The 5,453-nt window shown below is 70.5% G+C and carries 6 protein-coding genes and 1 pseudogene; 5 read left to right on the plus strand and 2 right to left on the minus strand.

Annotated features, from left to right (window positions below; translation table 11 throughout):
* Both VF665_RS11680 and VF665_RS11685 read left to right on the plus strand, forming a co-directional pair.
* A pseudogene (locus tag VF665_RS11680) lies at window positions 1-430 on the plus strand (hypothetical protein); the annotation flags it as partial.
* Window positions 431-476: 46 nt separating this feature from the next.
* Window positions 477-806 carry a hypothetical protein gene (locus VF665_RS11685; RefSeq protein WP_331053614.1) on the plus strand — a complete coding sequence of 110 codons (330 nt, stop codon included), beginning with the start codon at window positions 477-479 and terminating at the stop codon, window positions 804-806.
* 79 nt (window positions 807-885) lie between these two features.
* Here VF665_RS11685 and VF665_RS11690 read toward each other — a convergent pair whose 3' ends face one another.
* Window positions 886-1,821 (minus strand): YihY/virulence factor BrkB family protein, encoded by a 936-nt coding sequence (locus VF665_RS11690; protein ID WP_331053615.1) that lies wholly within the window; start codon window positions 1,819-1,821, stop codon window positions 886-888.
* Window positions 1,822-2,579: 758 nt separating this feature from the next.
* Between VF665_RS11690 and VF665_RS11695 the strand changes: the two genes are divergently transcribed.
* The 3 genes from VF665_RS11695 to VF665_RS11705 all read left to right on the plus strand — a co-directional run bounded on the left by VF665_RS11695 (window position 2,580) and on the right by VF665_RS11705 (window position 4,332).
* Entirely contained in the window at window positions 2,580-3,044 is a 465-nt protein-coding gene (locus VF665_RS11695; protein WP_331053616.1) for a MarR family winged helix-turn-helix transcriptional regulator, read from the plus strand.
* A gap of 93 nt (window positions 3,045-3,137) precedes the next feature.
* The gene (locus VF665_RS11700; RefSeq protein ID WP_331053617.1) at window positions 3,138-3,617 is read left to right on the plus strand and encodes a DinB family protein; all 480 of its coding nucleotides are present in this window, start codon (window positions 3,138-3,140) and stop codon (window positions 3,615-3,617) included.
* A 283-nt stretch (window positions 3,618-3,900) separates the two neighbouring features.
* Window positions 3,901-4,332, plus strand: coding sequence for a hypothetical protein (locus tag VF665_RS11705; protein ID WP_331053618.1), 432 nt, complete (start codon window positions 3,901-3,903; stop codon window positions 4,330-4,332).
* 96 nt (window positions 4,333-4,428) lie between these two features.
* Here the strand turns inward: VF665_RS11705 and VF665_RS11710 are convergent.
* A partial coding sequence (locus VF665_RS11710; RefSeq protein ID WP_331053619.1) for a M20/M25/M40 family metallo-hydrolase occupies window positions 4,429-5,453 on the minus strand: 1,025 nt, incomplete at its 5' end.

Here is a 5,453-nt window from a genome sequence, read left to right on the forward strand (position 1 = left end):
GGAGTACGCGTACAACTGCTTCTGGGACGGCAACTGCGCTGGCTCCGGGAGCGGCACCGGCACCGGCGGCTCCACCGGCGGGGGCGGGCCGGCCGGGGGGCAGCCCGCCGGCCCGCTGCTCTGGGCGGCGTGCATCATCACCGTGGTGGGGGCGGAGCTGTCGGTGCAGCAGGTGGCTGACCTGTTCGCCACCTGGTATCAGGCGGAGCAGGAGGTCGCCTCGCTGGAGCGAATGATGGCGGCCATGGAGTCGAACCCGGGGAGCGTGACGGCGGAGATGTACGCCATCTACCAGCTGCGCCTGGACCTGGCCCGGCAGCGGCGCGACGACGCGCGGTCCTCCGTGGCCTCGTCCGCCAACCTGAGCGGATGGGCGCTGGCCGGCGCGGCGCTGGCGTGCAGCGCCGCCATTCTGGCCCCCACTGCGTGAGCGCGCACCGCGGCTCCCGAGCCGCACCCTTCATGAGCGGATGACCATGAGCATGCATACACGGCAGATCCCCGACACCGCGCGGGGGCAGGCATTCCGGCGCATTCTGCTGGTGGTGGGGCTGGCCTCGCTGGTGGGGATCGTGAACAGCGCCAACGCGGTGCTCTGGCTGGCGCTCACCGCCGGCGCGGGCGGAAGCAGCCCGCCCGTGGACGTCGCGCGAAAGACGCTGCTGCTGGCGGGATGGGTGCTGATCGGATGGGCGGCGTACCGCGGGGTGCGCACCAACCGTTTTCCGCCCACCTGGCTGCTGCTGACCATCCCCGCGCTGGTCTGGATCCAGCTCCTTCTTCCGCGGCTGCTGCCCGGCCGCTGATCCCGGCATGGAATAAAAAGACCCCTGGTCCGCACGGACCAGGGGTCTTTCCGCATCCGCCGCCGGCGGACGGACCGCGTCAGGACCTCTTCTTTCCGGTCCTGGCGGGAACGTCGCGCGGGTCCACAGTTTCGTCGGCCATGCGGCGGGCGCCGGGCTCCGGCTCGATCCCGCCGCCGCGCGTGACCGCCCACGTCTGCGTGAACTCCGCGCCAAAGAGCAGGATCATGGCCGAGTAGTAGATCCACACCAGCACCAGCGCCAGCGACCCCGCCGCGCCGAACGCCTCGCCCGGGTTGCTGCGGCCCAGGTAGAAGCCCAGCAGAAACTTGCCCACCATGAAGAGCGTGCTGGTCACCAGCGCGCCCACCCACACGTCGCGCCACGCGATGCGCGCGTCGGGAAGCACCTTGAACATGGTGGCGAACAGCCCGGTGATGACAACGAACGAGATGCCCAGGTTGATGGCGTACAGCACCGGCTCCGGGATGCCGGGGAAGAACCCGCCCAGCGCGCCGCCCATGGCGGACAGCGCGGTGCTGACGCCGAGCGACACGAGTAGCAGGAAGGCGATCCCCAGGATCATCCCCAGCGAAAGCAGGCGCTTGAAGACGAAGTTCTTGAGCCCGCCCTGGTTGGGGTCCGGCTCCACCTCCCACGCGCGGTTCAGCGCGCCCTGCAGCTGAATGAACGCGCCCGTCGCGCCGAAGATGATGGCGCCCACGCCGAGCACCGCCTTGATGCCGCGTCCGCCGGGCCGCTCCGCCTGGTTCAGGATCGCCCCGATCTCGTCGGCGCCCGCGGAGCCCATCAGCATGCCGATCTGCTCGTGGATGGCGGCCTGCACCTTGGCCGGGTCGAACACGGCGCCTGCGATCAGCAGCAGCAGGATCATGAGCGGGGGAAGGGAAAACACGGTGTAGTACGAGAGCGCCGCCGCCAGCCGCGGGCATTCGTCGTCCATGAATTCCTTGAAGGTGACCTTGAGCAGGTCCAGCGTTCCCTTGGTCTGCATCCCGTTCTTCGCGGTGTGGTTCAGCGATGGTCTGGTGGGATGACGCAACGCAAGCGCGATTCCGCCGCTGCGTCACGGGACGCCGGCTGAGCGACTGAACTCGCCGCAACAACGGCTGAAAGCCTCACGGTACTGCTGTGAGGCTGCACCTGCGCGGGGGTGGGTTCGGCGCGGGCTGCAGGCATGGCTGAGCGGATGAATCCGCCGCAACAACGGCGGAAAGTCCCCCCAAACGGACGGGGGGACTTCACCTGCACGGGGGCGGGGGGTGCCGGTACAGGTCTCCTCTTTCCGCGCGGCCGTTTGCGCGGGGGCGGGGGAGGGGCCCGCGCGTGGCGCGCCGTCTTCCCTGAGCGGATGAATCCGCCGCTCGAACAGCGGTAAGCCCCGACTCGGCGGACAGCCCGGCGCCGCACGCCGAACCATCCACCACGCCGAACGGCTCCCCCTCTCCCGCGGAGCGGGTGGAGGGGGCTGGGGGGAGGGGGCCTCCTTCCGCCGCATCGGCACCCTCCGAAGCGCACCGATCCGCTGTTCTCCCTTCCCCATGCGGCTGTCTGCACGGGGAGGGCCGGCCGCCACGCCGAAGCCCCGCCTCCTCGCCAGATTGCCGTTGCCGTGTGCTCCCTCTCCCACATCTGTTCGTGGGAGAGGGTCGTCGTGCGCAGCACGCGGGGTGAGGGCCACACCCCGCGGCGCCAGATTCCGGATCTCGCATCATTGTTGACAGGGACCTGTCAACCACGTAGAATGCAGGTATGAGTGCGCACACGGAACACGGAGACGCGTTCACCGCGCTGGTGCTGGAGGTGTTTCGCGTCAACCGCCTTCTGCACGACGCGGGCGACCAGCTGGCCGCGCCCGCGGGGCTGAGCACCGCGCGGTGGCAGGTTCTGGGCGTGGTGGAGCACGGCCCCATCCCCATCGCCGACGTGGCGCGCGTGATGGGGCTCACGCGGCAGAGCGTCCGCGAAACCTCGGCCCTGCTGGAGGCGGAGGGGTTCGTGGAATTCGTCGACAACCCGCGCCACCGCCGCGCCCGCCTGATGCGCATTACCCCCGCCGGCGCGGACGCCATGGAGCGCCTGGGCCGCGAGCAGGCGGCGTGGGCCAACCGCGTGGGCGGCGCGCAGGCGCTGGACGAGCTCCGCACGGGGGTGCGCGCGCTGACGCGCATCCGCCAGACGCTGGACCCGGACCCGCCACTGGCGGATTCGGACTGACGCTCCGGTCCGGGGCAGCCGGACCGCACCCGCGCCGTACGCGACTGCACCATGGTGTTCTACACCCTTTTCCCTCACCCGCCGAGCTACCGGATGACCCTCCCCAATGAGTCGGGCGTGATGACCCCCGCGCAACTGCTGGAGCACTGGCAGGGGCACCGCCGGCTGACGCGCCGCGTGATCGAGGCCTTTCCCGAAGACCAGATCTCCACCTTTTCGCTGGGCGGCATGCGCCCCTTCGCCGAGATGGTGATGGAGATGGTCAGCATGGCGGCGCCCGGCGTGCAGGGCGTGGCCAGCGGCGACTGGACAATGCGCGCCCGCACCGTTCCCGCCACGCGGGCAGAAATGCTCGCGCTCTGGGACGAGGCGACGGAGGAGATCAACACGCTGTGGCCCCGGATCCCGGCGGGGACGTTCCAGGAGTCGCGCACGGCGTTCGGCCGGTACGAGGGCCCGGTCTATCAGCTGTTCCTGTACATGATCGACAACGAGATCCACCATCGCGGGCAGGGCTACGCCTACCTTCGCGCCCTGGGCGTGGAGCCACCCCCGTTCTGGGAGCGCGGCTGACCCGCTGTCCCATCCCCAATCCGCCATCCGCGGGATGACGGAACGAGCCCCGAACCGGCAGTGCGGTTCGGGGCTCGTCGGTTCGCTCGCGCGGATTGTGGGTGCGCGGCGGCGGGGGAATGTCCATCCATCGCACGTATTCCGGATCGCGCCCGGGAGAAAAGATCCGCGCGCTGATCACCCCGGCGCGACGGACGCGCGGGCGCGGTGGAGTGCGGATTGCGGAAGGACGGGCAAGGCGCCGGCGCGCGCCATCCTGCACACCGAATCCGGTTCAGATCCCGTGGCCAACTACTTCAAACCCGCCGTATCCGAAGAAGCCTGGCAGGAAGCCATGCAGGCCCCGGCCAGCGCGTACGCCCCCGAAGCCCAGCCAGCGGACGTCAACGGCCTGCTGGAAGGCCGCTGCATGGCCATTACCCTGAACCTGGCGGACGGCGCGCAGGCCCGCATTCCGCCGGAGTGCTACCACGCCGCCGCCGCCTTTGCGCTCTTCGGGCAGCCGTTCGGGTTCACCTGGGCGGACGTGGACCTGCTGGAGCGCCGCGCCGCGCGCATCGGGCTGCAGGCGGACGAGGAGGGAAAGCGGGGCGGGGAGCCCGGCGACGTGCTGGTGGAGCAGCTTCGGCAGGAATCGCGGCAGATGCTGAGCATGGCTCGCCGCATCGCCGCCCTCCTTCCGCCGCGCGAAATGATCCGCGCTCCCGGGAGCTGATCGTCCGGAGCGGACGACGGGCGTAGGAGATGAAAACATGCGGGGCGCGGCGAATCTTCTCGCCGCGCCCCGCCGTTCATCGACAGAAGCCGTACGTCAGTTCGCCGGCGGGCGGCCGAAGGGGATGCGCGTGGGCGCGTCGGCGGCCACGTACGCCATCACCGCCATCGCGGCCACGGAGCGCGCCATTTCCACCGGGTCCAGCTTGTCGGGCGTGTCGGCTTCCGTGTGGTGATACCAGAAGTAGCGCTCCTGCTCCACCATCAATCCCATCCCCGGCACGCCGAGCGCCATGATGGGGCCGATGTCCGCGCCGCCGCCGCCCAGCTCCACACTGTCCGCGCCGATGGACCGCAGCAGCGCCGCGATCTGCCGCACCTGCGCCACCGCCGGGTCCGTCGCCGTCACGCTGAAGCCCTTGGGCGCAAACACCCCCTCGTCGGATTCAATGGCCAGCACGTGGTTGGCGATCTCCGCCTGGTGCGCGTCGCGGTAGGCCAGGCCGCCGCGCGTTCCGTTCTCCTCGTTGGTCCACAGCACCACGCGCACGGTGCGGCGGGGGCGCAGGCCCAGGCGCTTCATCACCCGCAGCGCCTCCCAAGCGGCCACGCAGCCACCCGCGTCGTCCATGGCGCCCGGGGCCACGTCCCACGAGTCGATGTGCCCGCCCATCACCACGACCTCGTTGGGCAGTTCGCTGCCGCGGATCTCCGCCACCACGTTGCGCGATGGCACGTCCGCCAGCGTCTGCGCGCCCATCCGCAGCCGCAGGCGCACCCGCTCGCCGCGGTCCGTGAGGCGGTGGATGAGCATGGCGTCTTCCATGGACAACGCCGCCGCGGGAATTTTTTCGATCGAATCGTTGTAGCGCATGCCGCCCGTGTGCGGAGACTGCATGCCGAACGGCCCCACGGAGCGGATCAGGCTGGCGACCGCGCCCACGCGCGCGGCTTCGATGGCGCCGCGGCCGCGGTAGGGCTGCGTTTCGCGATACGTGGTGAACGGCACGTCGAACAGGACGATGCGGCCGCGGGCTTCGGATGCGCGGCGGGTGAGCTCGGCAAAGCTGCTGACGACCATCACCTCCGCCTCCACCCCTTCCGGCGCGGTGCCCACGCTGC

The sequence above is a fragment of the Longimicrobium sp. genome (genome assembly GCF_036387355.1).
Lineage (GTDB): Bacteria > Gemmatimonadota > Gemmatimonadetes > Longimicrobiales > Longimicrobiaceae > Longimicrobium.

Excerpts from the sequence above, each read along its gene's own strand:
- VF665_RS11700 (WP_331053617.1), top strand. The coding sequence starts at position 3,138 with ATGACCCTCCCCAATGAGTCGGGCGTGATGACCCCCGCGCAACTGCTG.
- VF665_RS11690 (WP_331053615.1), bottom strand. The coding sequence starts at position 1,821 with ATGCAGACCAAGGGAACGCTGGACCTGCTCAAGGTCACCTTCAAGGAA.
- VF665_RS11685 (WP_331053614.1), top strand. The coding sequence starts at position 477 with ATGAGCATGCATACACGGCAGATCCCCGACACCGCGCGGGGGCAGGCA.
- VF665_RS11695 (WP_331053616.1), top strand. The coding sequence starts at position 2,580 with ATGAGTGCGCACACGGAACACGGAGACGCGTTCACCGCGCTGGTGCTG.